Below are 15,187 nucleotides of genomic sequence, written 5' to 3' on the forward strand. Positions count from 1 at the left end.
TAAAAATTGGAACCGTTTTCATATTTCTATTATACCCCTTTGAAATATTTTTTACAATTATTTCAATATTATTACTAAACTTTATTTTGTAGAAAATTGATATCTAATTCTTTCAAATAACTATAATTAAGAAAAGCCCCAAGAACTACCTGAGGGCTTTTGCTACATCTAATTCCTTGACACATTAAGCAAATCTGAATAGATTAATTAATTCATTCTGGGTTGATTTGACTATAGGTATCAATCTAGTCTAACTATGATTCATCATAGATGTATTCTTCTAAATGTTCAGTCACTGTAATCTCATCGCAGGAGCTAACATTTTGAAAGTCCTTAATGTAAACAATTTTATACTGATTTGGTAGAAGTAATGGAAAGGCAATTGGCTTTCCATTCTTACACACGCGAAACATCTGAAGGCTATCTGTTACGTTACTGATAAAGACAAACGGAAACAAATGAGGACTAGGAGAATCCAAATAGTGATAGATCCCCTTTAAGGTACCACTAGTACTTCTCACTTCTCCATGTTCTTTTTGAGACATTTTTAAAGCGTACTCCTTCTACTACTTGTAATTTCCTTTTCTTAAGTACCGAGGGACAATTCCATTAATCTAATTTATTGTAAACATGCATCCGACCATATATCGCATCAGAACCGAAACGAATCTGTCCATTACTATCAAAGAAAATTGGGTCACTGGTTGGCCCATCATTATGAGCAAATCCTGCTACATAACCGCCATCTTGAGCAAAACCATTAAAGAGCTGACTACTTGTATCACTATAACCACTTTCAGCACCAACACGGGTTACACTACCGGATGGGGATACTGTAATTGTGTCCCCTAGGTCATTTTGATAGGTACCAGCAACACTAGAGAAATCACCATTAGCCATTGCCGTAGCATCAACTACTGTGGTAGCTGGTGTTTGTTCCGCTGAAGCAGCTGGTTGTTCTGTAGGAGTTCCTTGATTTACTCCGGCTGTTTCTTCATTAGGATTTGTTGGGGCAACTTCTTGTTGAGCAGATCCAGCAACATTTCCGGCTGATGGTTGTGAATCCTTTTCTCCAGAGGTTACTTTTGAGACTTCTTCTGAACTAGAAGATTTTGTCTTTTGCTCAGACTTCTTAGCTTTTTCTTTTGAGGATGGTTTTGTCGATTTCACTTTCTGACTAACCTTACTAGAGCTCGATGTTAATGTGGCTTCCTTCTTGTTATTACCACATGCACCAAGTAATAGAACGGAAGTTAAAGCGAGTGCGGTTAAAGTTGTGAAACGTTTTGTAGCAGGTTTCATAATAATTCTCCTTAATACTCTATTTTAGACTGTGTCATTTTCAAAAATCTCGATGAAATAAGTTATATTCTTTAGTTCTTCTTATGAATATAATATACTGCATATTAGAAAAAAAGAACAGGACACGTATGTCCTGCTCTATTCTTTCATAACATCTCTCATTTTCTCTGATATGATGTCAGCTAAAGTGGTATCTCCTAATAATCTAGCCAAGATTATCCCTTCTTGATAAGCCTTTTTAGCCTCAAAAATATCATTCTTTACAACATATAGATACTGTCCCTCTAGCATTCTCAAAATTGGTTTTTTCTGATAATCTTGAGTTTCCTCCATAATGCGATGCAGTTGATTGAATGCTACTTCCGATAAATGAAACTTTTTTCGTTCATATTCAACTATTGGAACCATTAATAAGGCATCCCTAAGTAAAAATAAATACTCCGTGGGAATATTATCATAACTATTTATAAGATTTCTACAAATGGCATAAAAAGTCCCTTCACTAAACCCATCTGACCGCATACTATCACCATCTCCTAACGAAATTTGATATAGTTCTATAAGTAGTAGATCATTGATAGTGTATACCCTTTTCTCACATAATGATGATAAACTCTTCTCCAATATGCTCATGCCAAATTTTTGATGGGTCTTTGAAGTATAAGAGTAAAGTTTTGACTGTAAGATATCAACAACCCTCTGTTCATCAGCTGGCAACTCTTCATAATAGCTATCAATAATTTTACCCAGCTTTTCGTCTAGTTTCATTAGATTATTTGGCTTATCTAGACTAGTCGCATGCATCAATTGATATTTGAGATTGAGGTATTCTACCGGCAGCTTTGAGACTACAGTCCTCTCTCCAAGCAATTCCGATAAAGATATATTCAGACGTCTTGCCAAGTGCTCTAAGGTTTCTAGTTTAGGTTGAGACTTCCCTGTTTCTATACGTGTCAATTGCCGTACTGATAAAACCTCATCCCCTTCACAAAATTTTTCTTTAGTGAGTCCTTGTGCTAATCTCAACTCTCTTAACCGATGACCAAAGTCTTGTCCAAACATTGCTAGCTCCCTATTACTTGAAACTATTATAATTTTTATGATTTGTAATAGTATACCACCCAATATTCACTATTTCAATTATGAAATGAAAACAATTTTAACTTTCATGATTCTTATGTAGAAATAGATAAAAATGTCTACGATTCTTTGTCAAGAATTAAATTCGTAGTATAATCTCGTTAAGCTAATCATCATAATCACTTAAATATAGATATAAAGGCGAGATTCTCTCAATCTCTTTTTTTATTTCTTTTTTAATTTAGAAAAATAACTTACCTTTGCCAACAGAGAGGTGAATTTTTCCAAATAATTTTGGAAAAAGAGGATGCAATCCTAGCCGTCTGCAAGACCACAATAATAATGACTCTGTCATTATGTATATTGTGTTATAAGCAGCGTCAGACTCTGCGGACTGTCTTCATCATCCCCTAAAAAATTCGTCATAATCTGTTTTTTTATTTTCAACTTATCAGACATAATCAATAAATAAAGGAGAAAGTTATGGACAATGCATATACTATTTCAGCTCACTTTGGAAAAAAGATGAGTCGTGATCATAATATTCGTAATCGCAACATAACCAACTCGGAGGATCATATAGATCCCGAAGGTTATTTTAAAATCATAGAAGACCGACCTATAAAACAGGCTTATTATAAAATTTTCGGACAGGCTGTGCTTGAATATAATTCGAAACAAACTCGGTCTGACAGACAAATTATAGACTATCATACGAAAGTACTTTCAGCTTATAAACGTGATTCCAATCGTAATCCTGCTACCAGCCACGAAGCGATTTTTACAATTGGAAATGTTAACAATCATCCCACAATCGTAGAATCAGAAAAGATTCTAACAGATTTTTTAGATCAATTCAAAAAAAATAACCCTAATGCCGTCGTTTTCGGCGCTTATTTCCATGCAGATGAACCTGGTTCTGCCCCTCACCTTCATGTTGATTTCATATTAGTCAAACGACAAAATAAAAGAGGCTTAAGCATTCAAGTCGGTCAAGAAGGTGCCCTTAAAGAAATGGGCTACTACACAACAGGTTCTAAAAAAAATAAGGATTTAGTAACAGCACAGACGAGATGGCAAGCAGCTCAACGCGAACTACTTCGAACAACGGCTAGAAATCATGGAGTTCAAGTTCAAGAAAGTGGCAAATCTAAAACAATAGCTAATCATTTGAACACTGAGATTTACAAACGAACTACAAAACTTAAAGAGTTGGATCAAAAAATCGAGGAGAAAAAGATGTGGGCTGAAAATGCTAAATCTGAAGCAGAGAAAAATAAAAAGGAACTGTCAGAGATCTTAAGAACTAAACAAGAGTTAGACATAGAAATTCAGATGAAAAAAGCAAATCTTGAAGAGATTACTAAAATTAAAAAGAAAAATAAAGAATTAAGAGAGGAAAATACTTTTTTAAAGAAATCAATTAATATTCTGCAAGAGAGTATCGATCTAGCCGAAAGTTGCTTCAAAACATATTTACTAAAAAATAAAGAGAACCTATGGAATATATTTAAACAAAAACTGTCTGAAACATTTGGTTCTAAAAAATACGAACGTTATAATATTATTCGTCATGATACAGAATTAAATGAAAAACTTGCACAACACGAACGAGATTACCTGGAGGGAGAAAGACGTGATCCACCTCCTACTCAGCTATTTGGATATGATGCTAAAACAGATAATGAGTCTGATTTTCATTGTGAAGAATTGACTATTGAAAATGAAAATTTATAAAAAGGTTAGTTCTCGTATTTTTTCTACGACTAATATCAAACATAATATATTTAGAAAAATTGAAAATAAGGAGATAATAAATGATGAATCATGTCAATTCCCAAATAAAAAATAGGAGAAGAAATACAGTTATTGCAAGAGGAAAAATCATAAATATTGAACATAATGAGGATTACTCTTACTTAAAATTATTTATTCGAAATGGCGCTGGACTAAGACATACTTACTTAATATTTAGATATGATCCAAAAATATTTTATATTAGTAAAAATCAATATGTGATAATTACAGCACATATTGAAAATAAACAAAATAGTTTTGGAGGTGTTGATCAATTTATCATAATTGATTCAATTTCTGAATCGCAAAGTGAACTATCTGAGCACTTTTTTGATAATCAAAAGAAATTAGGATTCTCGTATCCCAAACCATACGCAAAATGTTATGTATACGGAGAAGTCATTCATAAATTCGAAAAAAATAATTCTAATTGGATTGAACTTATCGTTAAGGACAATTTTGACTTCACAGTCAAACTCCAATATAGTAAAAAAATGCGAGTATCAGATATAAATTATGATGTAGGTGACAATCTATTCATATATGCTTTAATTATTTCAAGCGAAAAAACAATAAATCAAAAAAAGCGTTCATATTTCAATCTCATAGTAGAGGATATGATAAACAAAACCAGTCTAAAATAGAAAAACAAAAAAACTGCCAAAAATAAATTTGGCAGTTTTTTTGGTAGGGAACCTATTAATTCAAACAGTTTCTCATAATCGCTTATCGCAATAAAAAACCGGTATAGTAGGATTCCGCAATTAAATAGCTATATGACTATTATTTAAGAGTAACTGAAGCTCCAGCTTCTTCAAGTTTAGCTTTGATTTCTTCAGCTTCAGCTGCAGCAACACCTTCTTTAAGAACTGATGGTGCACCGTCAACGATAGCTTTAGCTTCTTTAAGACCTTCGCCTGTGATTTCACGTACAACTTTGATAACGCCAACTTTTTTGTCACCTGCAGATGTCAATTCAACGTCGAATGAATCTTTAGCAGCACCAGCGTCAGCAGCACCAGCTGCAGCAGCAGCTACAGGAGCAGCAGCAGTTACGCCAAACTCTTCTTCGATAGCTTTTACAAGATCGTTCAATTCAAGGATTGAAGCTTCTTTAATTTCAGCAATAATGTTTTCAATGTTCAATGCCATTGTGATTTCCTCCAAATGTGTTTTTTAATATAATTTTTTTAAACGTAGCTTAGGCTACGAGTTGTGAAGATGGGCTTACGCAGCACCGTCTTCTTTGCTTTCTGCAACCGCTTTGACAGCGTATGCAACGTTGCGCACTGGCGCTTGAAGTACAGAAAGGAGCATAGAAAGCATACCTTCTTTGTTTGGAAGTGATGCAAGAGCGTTGATTTCTTCGACTGAAGTGAACGCGCCGTCAACAACACCACCTTTGATTTCAAGAGCTTCTGCGTCTTTAGCAAATTCGCTAATAACTTTCGCTGGTGCGATAACATCTTCGTTTGAGAATGCTACTGCAGATGGACCAACGAAGAGTCCTTTAAGGTCTTCAAGACCTGCTTCTTCAGCTGCACGAGTCAAGATTGAGTTTTTGATAACTTTAAATTCAACGCCTGATTCACGAAGATTACGACGAAGAACTGTATCTTGGTCAACTGTAAGTCCACGAGAGTCAACAACAACGATAGATGCTGCAGCTTTCATTTTCTCAGCGACAATCGCAACCTGTTCAGCTTTCTTAGCAATAATAGCTTCACTCATTAGTAGTTTTACCTCCGTTTTTATTTTTGGGCTAGGCACAAAAAAATCGTACCTAAACCTAGACACGAAAGTACAATACGTTACAAAAAATAGTTACGTTTTGTGCCTCGGTTGGATGTTTATGAGTTTAACTCCCCAACTGTCTTAGGTCAGTTTTTTCAAACCTCATATATAATACCATGACCTAAATCAGACGTCAAGAAAAAAATACAACTTTTTTTGATTTTTTTCGCTATCTTTTTTGAAAAGCATAAAACCTCTCAAAATCCAAAGATTTCAAGAGGTGATGTCTAATCATATCTAAGAGCTTCGATAGGATCGAGTTTCGAAGCTTTATTAGCCGGTAGGAGACCAAAGATAATCCCTACAGCTGCTGAGAAGGCAATACTTCCCATGGCTACGCCAAGAGAGACTGTCGCTTTAAGGTCCATGGCATTCCCGATTGGTCCAACGACTAGGGCCGCAAAGCCTAGCCCAATCAAACCTCCCAGAATGGTCAAAACCATGGACTCAATCAGAAACTGTGTCAAGATTTTACGGCGTGTGGCTCCTAAAGCCTTACGAAGACCAATCTCTCGTGTCCGCTCAGTTACCGAAACTAGCATGATATTCATAACACCGATTCCACCAACTAAGAGTGAAATCCCAGCAATAGCTCCGACAACGGTGGTAATGGTTCCAAAGATCGTGTTCACCTGATCTAAGGTCGAGCTCATATCTGCTGCCTTGTACTCCCCGTTATCATCTTGGGCCAACTGGGTCAAGCGTTTGGCAGCATCCTTAGCGACACTACTACTATTTTTCACATCGGTCACATGGAAAAAAATCTGGCCAATAGCATCAGTGTTATTCTCAGCTGCTAACTGGGTATTGGCCACAAGAGCTGTTCCAATTTCACCATAGGCACCGATTGCTGTGTCTTTATTCTTATAAACACCAATCACACGATAATCATTGTTCCCAATAGTAACCACTTGGTTAAGGGCATCCTCATTCGTTTCAAAGAGTTTTTTAGCCACCATCTGATCAATGACAATAACTCGCGAAAAGTTTTTGTAGTCATTGTCTTGCAAGGAACGTCCTGTCAACATCTCTAACTTTTTAGCTTTAAAATAACCCTGACTGGCACCTGTGATATTAACATTCTTCACAGTCTTTTTTTGGAGGGAGATAGAGGAAGTTAGGCTGTTAGTCACAAAATAACTATCAATACCAGGTGTCTGCCTAGCCACTTGCTCCAACCAAACTTCTTTAACCGGTTTGGTCGGTTGTGACAAGTCTGCATAGGCAGGATCTAGCTCCTCACCCTTGGCTTCATAGTAGACTTGAACCGTATCCTTGTCTCCAGTCACACTATCGGTAACACTCTGACGCATCCCATTTCCTAGACCCATAATGAGTACTACCGCAGCAACACCAATGATAATCCCCAACATGGTCAGGAAGGACCGCATCTTGTGTGAACGAATAGAACTAAGAGCAAATTTCCAATTTTCCATTCTTACCTCCTAGTCTATCCGAACGCTATCCGTCGTATCCTGGGTGATTTCCCCATCACGGATGACAATCTTACGTCGGGCATAGTCTGCAATCTCTGGTTCATGGGTAACCATGACAATGGTCTTTCCTTCACAGTTTAGCTGGGTTAAGAGATCCATAATCTGGGTTCCTGTCTTGGTATCAAGTGCACCTGTAGGTTCATCCGCCAAAATGATTGCCGGATCGTTAGACAGTGCACGCGCAATAGCCACCCTCTGCTTCTGACCACCAGATAGCTCTGATGGCAAATGATGGCTACGGTCTGACAAGCCAACTTTTTCCAAGAATTGTTGTGCCCTTTGCTTACGTTCACGTGGAGATTTCCCCGCATAAATCAAGGGAAGCTCTACATTCTTTTGGGCACTTAACTTTGGCAAGAGAAAAAACTGTTGAAAGATAAAGCCAATCTGGTCATTTCTTACCTTGGCTAGGCGATTTTCAGAGAGTTCAGCCACATCCTCGCCCTCGAGTTGATAGGAACCTGTAGTCGGTTGATCAAGGAGTCCGATAATATTCATGAGGGTTGATTTCCCTGATCCAGAAGGGCCCATGATTGCCACGAAGTCCCCTTCTTCTACCGATAAGTCAATCCCCTTAAGGACCTGCAAGGACTCTTGACCATTTTTGAAAGACTTGGTGATGCTCTTTAAAACCATAAGTGCTGGCTTAGTCACTAGACCTCACCTCTTCTCCACTAGTGTCTTTTGATTGTTTGCTATCAGCATCCGTAACATCTTTTAGGGTTTCGCCATCCTTAAAGGATTTATCTGCCTTGGTGATAACTTTTTGACCTTCTTTAAGTCCTGAAGCAATTTCCTGTTGCTTGGCATCCGCATTGCCAAGTTTGACCTTGACTTGCTTGATTTTCTGAGTTTCATCATCGTAAACCCAAACATAGTTGTCAGAGCCTTTCTTGGTCACAGCAGTTACAGGAACCAACAAGGCATCATCATCCTTCGTCACTTCAAGAGATACATTAAAACCTTGTTTCAGTTTTCCGATAGGACTGGTCAATTGAACCTTGTATTCATACTGGGAGCCTGTCTGTCCTGAATTGCTAGATGTACCCGCTGACTGACTGGCATTTTGCTTAGGATAATTGGAAACGTAACTGACTTTCCCTGTCCAAGTTTGATCTGGGTATACTTTGGAAGTAATCTTGACCTTTTGACCTACTGAAATATTTGGAATGTCATATTCCGTTAAGGTTCCTTGAATCTCAAATTGGCCTTCACTGGTCACATGAACTAGAGTCTGGCTCTCTTTTGAAGCAGGGTCCACAGAGTCCGCAACTTCTACGACTGTCCCATTAACATCTGAAACAATGACCGTTTGGTTGAGGACATCTTGTGCCTTTTCTAGCTCTGAGGCGGCATTAGCAACAGCATCATTATAATCTTGCAAGGTTTGGTAATTACTTGCCTCGGTTTGCTGACGCTGTTGAGGGCTAACGGTAGTCGTCGAATCATCCTCATCCGAATCACTACTTGTTTGTGCCGAAGCCGCAGGAGCTGTCCCATACTGTTGGAAATAATTACGGTCACGAACTGCCTTATTATAGGCACGGCTAGCCGTATCATAGGCTGCTTGGGCAGAGGTACTGTCGTATTGGACCAGTTGCTGACCAACGCTAACTTCCTCACCAACAGAGACTGTCACAGTGGCATTTCGTCCAATAGTATTGTCAAAATAAACGTACTGTTCCGACTGAGCCTTCACCATGCCAGTCAGAAGGGTGGACGAGGCCAACTGCCCCTTGGTTACCTTACTTGCTGTGGGGGACTCGGAAGCCTTATCATCTTTGCCACCACCTGCAAAAAGGTTAAAACCTAGGACCAAAAGGACAAGGAAGCCAATTCCTCCAATGATCCAAACTCTTTTTTTATTTTTAAATAACTTTGGACTGATTTTCTTTCGCATAAGTCTCTCTTTTCTTTTGTATCACATAAATAAAACAATTGTAATACTTTTAACTTTCTGTGTCAATGGCCTTCGCTTAAATCCATGACACCATAGTGCAGCTTTTGATTGGGACGAATCTGACGTTCAAACCCAAATTCCTCAAAAACGGTATCTCGAAAATGCGCCTTGATGATAATTTTTTCTCGTGCGACACGCTTAGCCTCATTTAACCATTCTTCTGTCAGACGGCTGCCATTGGCCAAAGGTTTGATAGCTTGTAGATTTTCCGATTCCTTGATAGTCTCTGAAAACATAGGATCAGCATAAATGATATCAAAAGAGTGATCAGCCTGAGACTTCAAAAAGGATAAGCTATCGCTCTTAATGGTCTTAATAGACCGCATCGCTTTTTCAAGTTGCTTGTCATCTGTCTGATAAGTGGCCAGACCACGAGAAACTACCTGAAAAATCACTTCTTGACTCTCAAGGGCAGTCACCTTATTTCCCGCTGCCGCCATAACTAGACTATCGGAAGCCAGCCCCATGGTCGTGTCGAGAATAGACTTGCTAGACGAACCCAAAAGATTGACTAGAGCATCGTGTGGTGCCTTAATCCGAAGAACTGCCGTATCTGGATGAAAGGACAGCTCACTGCCATCCTCATTGACAAAAGACAATCTGTCTTTATATAGAAGATAAAAGGGGCCAAATCGCTCTAAACATTTCGCCAAGGATAACTTGCGACGAGGCTGGTAGTCAGCTCCCAGTTCGTGGGCCAATTCTTGGGCACGCGCAATCAAGGCCTCATTTTCACGTAAAGATGTGGTAATAATCATGTTTCTAGTATAGCAGAATCTTAGGAAACAAAACCATAGTCTTAGCTTTCATTTTAATTTGATAGCTTACATTTGTGTAAGAAAAAAGCCCCCAGTAAGGCTGAGACTCAGAACATAATTAAACTATTTTTAAATATGAAATAGATTTTGCGAACCTAGTAAGCTTATACCGAGACTTTTCGTAGTGATAAAAACGTCTGAAACGATTAGTTTCAGGCGTTCGGAAGTTTTGAGACTTTCGGCTCAAAACTTAGTCATGGAAATTCGCAGAAGGTCGCTGACGTCCGTCATCACTTAAGAAAAGTCTCAAAAGAAAACTTTGTCATCAATAAAAAAGCCCCAGCAAGGCTGAGACTTTATTTCGTGATTAGATAGCTTCTGTTGTAAAGCTACGGCTTTCAAGCACACGCACCATAGCATCTGCTGTATCAAGCGCTGTGAAGAGTGGAATTCCAGCTTCAATAGCTGAGCTACGGATAGCTGCTCCGTCTTCGTCATAAGTACGTTTGTTACCAACCGTATTGATAATAGCTTGCGCTTTACCAGTACGAACAAGGGCTGGAATGTCGTTATCATCATTTTCACCCAATTTGTTAACAAGCGTTGCGTGAACCCCGTGTTCATTCAAGAACTTAGCTGTTCCCTCAGTTGCATAGATACCATAACCGATAGCATCGAAACGACGGGCCAAGTCAAGGGCTTCTTCTTTAGTATCATCATGAATAGTAAAGATGACATTACCAAAGGTTGGCAAGTGGAGGTAAGATGCTTCAAAGGCTTTGTAGAGCGCTTTTTCAAGAGTCGCATCTGTCCCCATAACTTCACCAGTTGATTTCATTTCAGGTCCAAGGAGGCTATCTACCTTAGCCAATTTTGTGAATGAGAAGACTGGTGCTTTGACATGGACATGGTTACTTTCTGGGTAAAGACCATCCTTGTAACCTTGCTCAGCCAATGATTTACCAAGAATCAAGTTTGTAGCAACTTGAGCCATTGGGATATCAGTCACTTTAGACAAGAATGGTACCGTACGGCTAGCACGTGGGTTAACCTCGATAACATAGACAGTTTCGTCCTTAATAACGAACTGGATGTTCATCATTCCGATACAGTTAAGACCAATAGCCAAGCGTTTAGTGTAATCAGCGATAGTCTCTTGGATCTTCTTAGAGAGGGTTTGTGGTGGGTAAACCGCCATTGAGTCCCCTGAGTGAACCCCTGCACGTTCGATGTGTTCCATAATACCTGGAATCAAGACATCCTTACCATCAGAGATGGCATCCACTTCACACTCACGTCCAATGATATAGCTATCAACAAGGACTGGGTGGTCTGGACTTGCCTTAACGGCTGTACGCATATAAGAACGAAGGTCATCTTCATTTTCAACGATTTCCATGGCACGTCCACCCAAAACGTATGATGGACGAACAAGAACTGGGAAGCCAATCTTACGAGCTGCTTCAACCGCTTCTTCTTCGTTTGTCGCTGTTTGTCCTGGTGGTTGTGGGATATCAAGATCTTTAAGGGCTTGTTCAAAGAGGTCACGGTCTTCGGCACGGTCAAGATCAGCAACCTGTGTACCCAAGATTTTCACACCTGCTTTAGACAATGGCTCTGCCAAGTTGATGGCTGTTTGTCCACCAAACTGAACCACGACACCCTTAGGTTGTTCCAATTCGATAACGTTCATCACGTCTTCGAAAGTCAATGGTTCGAAGTAAAGTTTATCTGAAACTGAGAAGTCTGTTGAAACTGTCTCAGGGTTAGAGTTCATGATGATAGCTTCGTAACCTGCAGCCTGGATAGCTTTTACAGAGTGAACTGTCGCATAGTCAAACTCAACCCCTTGCCCGATACGGATAGGACCTGAACCAAGAACGATGACAGATTCTTTATCAGATTTGATTGATTCATTTTCCCACTCGTAAGTTGAATAGAAATATGGTGTTGATGACTCAAACTCAGCCGCACAGGTATCGACCATCTTGTAGACAGGAACAATGTTATTTTCCAAACGTGTCGTACGAACTTGGTCGGCTGTTTGATTCCAAAGATCAGCAATCTTACGATCAGAGAAACCGTTACGTTTAGCTTCTTTCAGAACATCAACATCACCTACGTGAGTAGCCAATTCTTGTTCCAATTCAAAGATATGGAGCAATTTGTCAAGGAAGAAGATATCAATCTTAGTCAACTCTGACAATTCTTCAATAGTATATCCACGACGGATGGCTTCAGAAAGGTAGAAGAGACGGTCGTCTTGAGCTTTGACAATCTTTTCAACCAAGGCGTCGTCTGTGACGTCCGCAAGCTCAGACATTTCATTGTGGTAAACACCAATTTCAAGTGAACGGCAGGCTTTAAGAAGTGACTCTTCGATGTTACGACCGATAGCCATAACTTCACCTGTGGCTTTCATCTGAGTACCAAGACGACGTTCACCATGTTCAAATTTATCAAATGGGAAACGTGGAATCTTAGCAACCACATAGTCAAGAGCTGGTTCAAACATGGCATAAGTTGTACCAGTGACTGGGTTAATCATTTCATCAAGTGTCAAACCAACAGCGATCTTGGCTGCCAATTTGGCGATTGGGTAACCAGTTGCTTTTGAGGCAAGGGCTGATGAACGTGATACACGAGGGTTTACTTCGATAACATAGTACTTGAAGCTATTAGGGTCAAGAGCCAACTGTACGTTACAGCCACCCTCAATTTTAAGGGCACGGATAATCTTCAAGCTGGCATCACGAAGCATTTGGTTTTCAATATCTGACAAAGTTTGCGTTGGGGCAAATACGATTGAGTCCCCTGTGTGGATACCAACTGGGTCAAAGTTTTCCATGTTACATACCACAAGAGCATTATCTGCGGCATCACGCATAACTTCGTATTCGATTTCCTTGAAACCAGCGATAGAACGCTCAATCAAACATTGTGTTACTGGTGACAATTTCAAGCCATTTTCAGCGATTTCACGAAGTTCTTCTTCGTTGGCACACATACCACCACCAGTACCACCAAGGGTAAAGGCAGGACGCACGATAACTGGGTAGCCAATCTCTGTCGCAAAGGCAACTGCTTCTTCAACTGTATTGACGATTTCAGATTCTGGAATAGGTTGTTCCAAATCTTCCATCAATTGTTTGAAGAGGTCACGGTCTTCGGCTTGGTCAATGGCAGACAATTTTGTTCCCAAAAGCTCTACTCCAAGCTCTTCAAGAATACCAGCTTTTGACAATTCCATTGCCATGTTCAAACCAGTTTGTCCACCAAGTGTTGGCAAGAGAGCATCAGGACGCTCTTTACGAAGAATACGTGTGACAAATTCAAGCGTAATTGGTTCAATGTAAACCTTGTCTGCGATTTCTTTATCAGTCATGATTGTCGCAGGGTTAGAGTTGACAAGGACAACACTGTAACCTTCTTCTTTCAAGGCCAAGCAGGCTTGCGTACCAGCGTAGTCGAACTCAGCAGCCTGACCAATGATGATAGGACCAGACCCGATAACCATAATTTTTTTAATATCAGAACGTTTAGGCATAATTTATGATACAAAGCCCGTTAAGGACCCAGTGAAAATAGGAAACGTGACGACGCTCAAGCGTCTAGTCACCGTTTATCTTTTTCACACAGTCCTTAGGGCGTGTTCACTTCCGTGAACCTGTATCTTCTCCTTTCTATTTGACAACTCTCTGGTTGTCATTAAATAAGGTAGTAGACTGGGGCGAACAAGAGTCACACCCCACTATAGTCACTAGACAGTTGCAATTAACGACGTGCTTTTTCAGCTTGGAAAGCATCAATCAATTCCAAGAACTCATCAAAGAGATAGCTAGCATCGTGTGGACCAGGTGCTGCATCTGGGTGGAATTGCACTGAGAATGCAGGGAAGTCACGGTGACGAACACCTTCAACTGATTTATCGTTAATTTCTTCATGTGTTACCATGAGGCAATCTGGAAGTGACTCACGGTCAATGGCATAACCATGGTTTTGGCTTGTAAAATCAACACGACCAGTCGCAATTTCACGAACCGCATGGTTAAATCCACGGTGACCAAACTTCATCTTGTAGGCCTTGGCACCATTCGCCAAACTAAACAATTGGTGACCCATACAAATACCAAAAATTGGAATTTTACCTTGGATGCCACGAATCATATCAAGTGCATACGGTACATCTTCAGGGTTACCTGGACCGTTTGACAACATCACACCATCTGGATTAAGGTGGAGAATTTCTTCAGCAGTGATATCATGTGGCACAACAGTCACGTTACAATCACGTTTTGAAAACTCACGCAAGATAGAGTGCTTGAGACCAAAGTCAACCAAAACGATATTTTTACCAACACCTGGTGCTGGGTAAGCTGTCTTAGTTGATACCTGCTCAATATTGTTGGTTGGCAAAACAGTCGCACGCAATTGATCTTGCAAGTGCTCAATACTGTCACCAGGGCTGGCCAAAGTGGCTTTCATGGTACCGTGTTGACGGATAATCTTAGTCAAGGCACGTGTATCAATACCAGAGATACCAGGGATGTTTTTCGCTTTCAAAAACTCATCCAAGGTCATTTGGTTACGCCAGTTGCTGGCACGACGGCTGGCCTCTGACACAACGACACCCTTAGTCGTTGGCTTAATTGACTCATAGTCGTCACGGTTAACACCATAGTTACCAACAAGTGGATAAGTAAAAGTCAAAATTTGACCATTGTAAGACTGGTCTGTGATAGATTCTTGATAACCTGTCATACCAGTATTAAAGACGATTTCACCCGTCACATCCACATCAGCACCGAAGGCCTGACCTTCAAAAATAGTGCCGTCTTCCAAAATAAGTAAACGTTTTGCCATTATAGTAAATTGTTCCTTTCACTAAGATACAAAGGGCGTTAAAATCTGAATGAAAAGCAAATCTGACAGAGAAGCTCTAACCTCTAGAAAGATTTGTCTATTTTCCAAGATTTAGCCCATGTTCTTTTTCGTCTGAT

13 protein-coding genes and 1 other annotated feature are annotated in these 15,187 nt (G+C 39.8%); of the genes, 2 read left to right on the forward strand and 11 right to left on the reverse strand.

Annotated features, from left to right (window positions below; genetic code table 11):
- Positions 1 to 254: 254 nt before the first annotated feature.
- The 3 genes from HMPREF1519_RS07250 to HMPREF1519_RS07260 form a co-directional block, all read right to left on the reverse strand.
- Positions 255 to 545, reverse strand: a complete 291-nt coding sequence (locus HMPREF1519_RS07250) for a hypothetical protein (protein WP_037611742.1) — start codon at positions 543 to 545, stop codon at positions 255 to 257.
- Positions 546 to 609: 64 nt separating this feature from the next.
- The gene (locus HMPREF1519_RS07255) at positions 610 to 1,302 is read right to left on the reverse strand and encodes a DUF6287 domain-containing protein (protein WP_037611744.1); all 693 of its coding nucleotides are present in this window, start codon (positions 1,300 to 1,302) and stop codon (positions 610 to 612) included.
- 138 nt (positions 1,303 to 1,440) lie between these two features.
- On the reverse strand, positions 1,441 to 2,364 hold the full coding sequence (locus tag HMPREF1519_RS07260; RefSeq protein ID WP_037611746.1) for a helix-turn-helix domain-containing protein: 924 nt from the start codon (positions 2,362 to 2,364) through the stop codon (positions 1,441 to 1,443).
- 501 nt (positions 2,365 to 2,865) lie between these two features.
- Between HMPREF1519_RS07260 and HMPREF1519_RS07265 the strand changes: the two genes are divergently transcribed.
- Together HMPREF1519_RS07265 and HMPREF1519_RS07270 are read left to right on the forward strand one after the other, a co-directional pair.
- The gene (locus tag HMPREF1519_RS07265) at positions 2,866 to 4,119 is read left to right on the forward strand and encodes a hypothetical protein (RefSeq protein WP_037611748.1); all 1,254 of its coding nucleotides are present in this window, start codon (positions 2,866 to 2,868) and stop codon (positions 4,117 to 4,119) included.
- Between the two features lie 80 nt (positions 4,120 to 4,199).
- Positions 4,200 to 4,823 carry a hypothetical protein gene (locus HMPREF1519_RS07270; RefSeq protein ID WP_037611749.1) on the forward strand — a complete coding sequence of 208 codons (624 nt, stop codon included), beginning with the start codon at positions 4,200 to 4,202 and terminating at the stop codon, positions 4,821 to 4,823.
- Positions 4,824 to 4,962: 139 nt separating this feature from the next.
- On the opposite strand, the gene rplL is transcribed toward HMPREF1519_RS07270, so the two are convergent.
- From rplL to HMPREF1519_RS07310, 8 genes are all read right to left on the reverse strand, one after another.
- A complete protein-coding gene (rplL, locus tag HMPREF1519_RS07275; protein WP_002886110.1) occupies positions 4,963 to 5,331 on the reverse strand; it encodes a 50S ribosomal protein L7/L12 in 369 nt (122 codons plus the stop codon).
- Between the two features lie 75 nt (positions 5,332 to 5,406).
- On the reverse strand, positions 5,407 to 5,910 hold the full coding sequence (gene rplJ / locus HMPREF1519_RS07280) for a 50S ribosomal protein L10 (RefSeq protein ID WP_004183007.1): 504 nt from the start codon (positions 5,908 to 5,910) through the stop codon (positions 5,407 to 5,409).
- A 31-nt stretch (positions 5,911 to 5,941) separates the two neighbouring features.
- Positions 5,942 to 6,077: a sequence feature (ribosomal protein L10 leader region), on the reverse strand.
- 123 nt (positions 6,078 to 6,200) lie between these two features.
- Complete coding sequence (locus HMPREF1519_RS07285) at positions 6,201 to 7,409, reverse strand: ABC transporter permease (protein ID WP_037611752.1); 1,209 nt, start codon at positions 7,407 to 7,409, stop codon at positions 6,201 to 6,203.
- A gap of 9 nt (positions 7,410 to 7,418) precedes the next feature.
- Positions 7,419 to 8,105 (reverse strand): ABC transporter ATP-binding protein, encoded by a 687-nt coding sequence (locus tag HMPREF1519_RS07290; protein ID WP_443030971.1) that lies wholly within the window; start codon positions 8,103 to 8,105, stop codon positions 7,419 to 7,421.
- 10 nt (positions 8,106 to 8,115) lie between these two features.
- Complete coding sequence (locus HMPREF1519_RS07295) at positions 8,116 to 9,369, reverse strand: efflux RND transporter periplasmic adaptor subunit (RefSeq protein ID WP_037611755.1); 1,254 nt, start codon at positions 9,367 to 9,369, stop codon at positions 8,116 to 8,118.
- 62 nt (positions 9,370 to 9,431) lie between these two features.
- Positions 9,432 to 10,187 carry a class I SAM-dependent methyltransferase gene (locus HMPREF1519_RS07300; RefSeq protein WP_037611757.1) on the reverse strand — a complete coding sequence of 252 codons (756 nt, stop codon included), beginning with the start codon at positions 10,185 to 10,187 and terminating at the stop codon, positions 9,432 to 9,434.
- Positions 10,188 to 10,554: 367 nt separating this feature from the next.
- Positions 10,555 to 13,734: a carbamoyl-phosphate synthase large subunit gene (gene carB, locus HMPREF1519_RS07305; protein WP_037611758.1), complete on the reverse strand. Its 3,180-nt coding sequence runs from the start codon at positions 13,732 to 13,734 to the stop codon at positions 10,555 to 10,557.
- Positions 13,735 to 13,961: 227 nt separating this feature from the next.
- Entirely contained in the window at positions 13,962 to 15,050 is a 1,089-nt protein-coding gene (locus tag HMPREF1519_RS07310; RefSeq protein ID WP_002885900.1) for a carbamoyl phosphate synthase small subunit, read from the reverse strand.
- Positions 15,051 to 15,187: the final 137 nt, after the last annotated feature.

It is taken from the genome of Streptococcus sp. SR4, assembly GCF_000517725.1.
GTDB lineage: Bacteria > Bacillota > Bacilli > Lactobacillales > Streptococcaceae > Streptococcus > Streptococcus salivarius_F.

Excerpts from the sequence above, each read along its gene's own strand:
- HMPREF1519_RS07250 (WP_037611742.1), bottom strand. The coding sequence starts at position 545 with ATGTCTCAAAAAGAACATGGAGAAGTGAGAAGTACTAGTGGTACCTTA.
- HMPREF1519_RS07255 (WP_037611744.1), bottom strand. The coding sequence starts at position 1,302 with ATGAAACCTGCTACAAAACGTTTCACAACTTTAACCGCACTCGCTTTA.
- HMPREF1519_RS07260 (WP_037611746.1), bottom strand. The coding sequence starts at position 2,364 with ATGTTTGGACAAGACTTTGGTCATCGGTTAAGAGAGTTGAGATTAGCA.
- HMPREF1519_RS07265 (WP_037611748.1), top strand. The coding sequence starts at position 2,866 with ATGGACAATGCATATACTATTTCAGCTCACTTTGGAAAAAAGATGAGT.
- HMPREF1519_RS07270 (WP_037611749.1), top strand. The coding sequence starts at position 4,200 with ATGATGAATCATGTCAATTCCCAAATAAAAAATAGGAGAAGAAATACA.
- rplL (WP_002886110.1), bottom strand. The coding sequence starts at position 5,331 with ATGGCATTGAACATTGAAAACATTATTGCTGAAATTAAAGAAGCTTCA.
- rplJ (WP_004183007.1), bottom strand. The coding sequence starts at position 5,910 with ATGAGTGAAGCTATTATTGCTAAGAAAGCTGAACAGGTTGCGATTGTC.
- HMPREF1519_RS07285 (WP_037611752.1), bottom strand. The coding sequence starts at position 7,409 with ATGGAAAATTGGAAATTTGCTCTTAGTTCTATTCGTTCACACAAGATG.
- HMPREF1519_RS07290 (WP_443030971.1), bottom strand. The coding sequence starts at position 8,105 with ATGGTTTTAAAGAGCATCACCAAGTCTTTCAAAAATGGTCAAGAGTCC.
- HMPREF1519_RS07295 (WP_037611755.1), bottom strand. The coding sequence starts at position 9,369 with ATGCGAAAGAAAATCAGTCCAAAGTTATTTAAAAATAAAAAAAGAGTT.
- HMPREF1519_RS07300 (WP_037611757.1), bottom strand. The coding sequence starts at position 10,187 with ATGATTATTACCACATCTTTACGTGAAAATGAGGCCTTGATTGCGCGT.
- carB (WP_037611758.1), bottom strand. The coding sequence starts at position 13,734 with ATGCCTAAACGTTCTGATATTAAAAAAATTATGGTTATCGGGTCTGGT.
- HMPREF1519_RS07310 (WP_002885900.1), bottom strand. The coding sequence starts at position 15,050 with ATGGCAAAACGTTTACTTATTTTGGAAGACGGCACTATTTTTGAAGGT.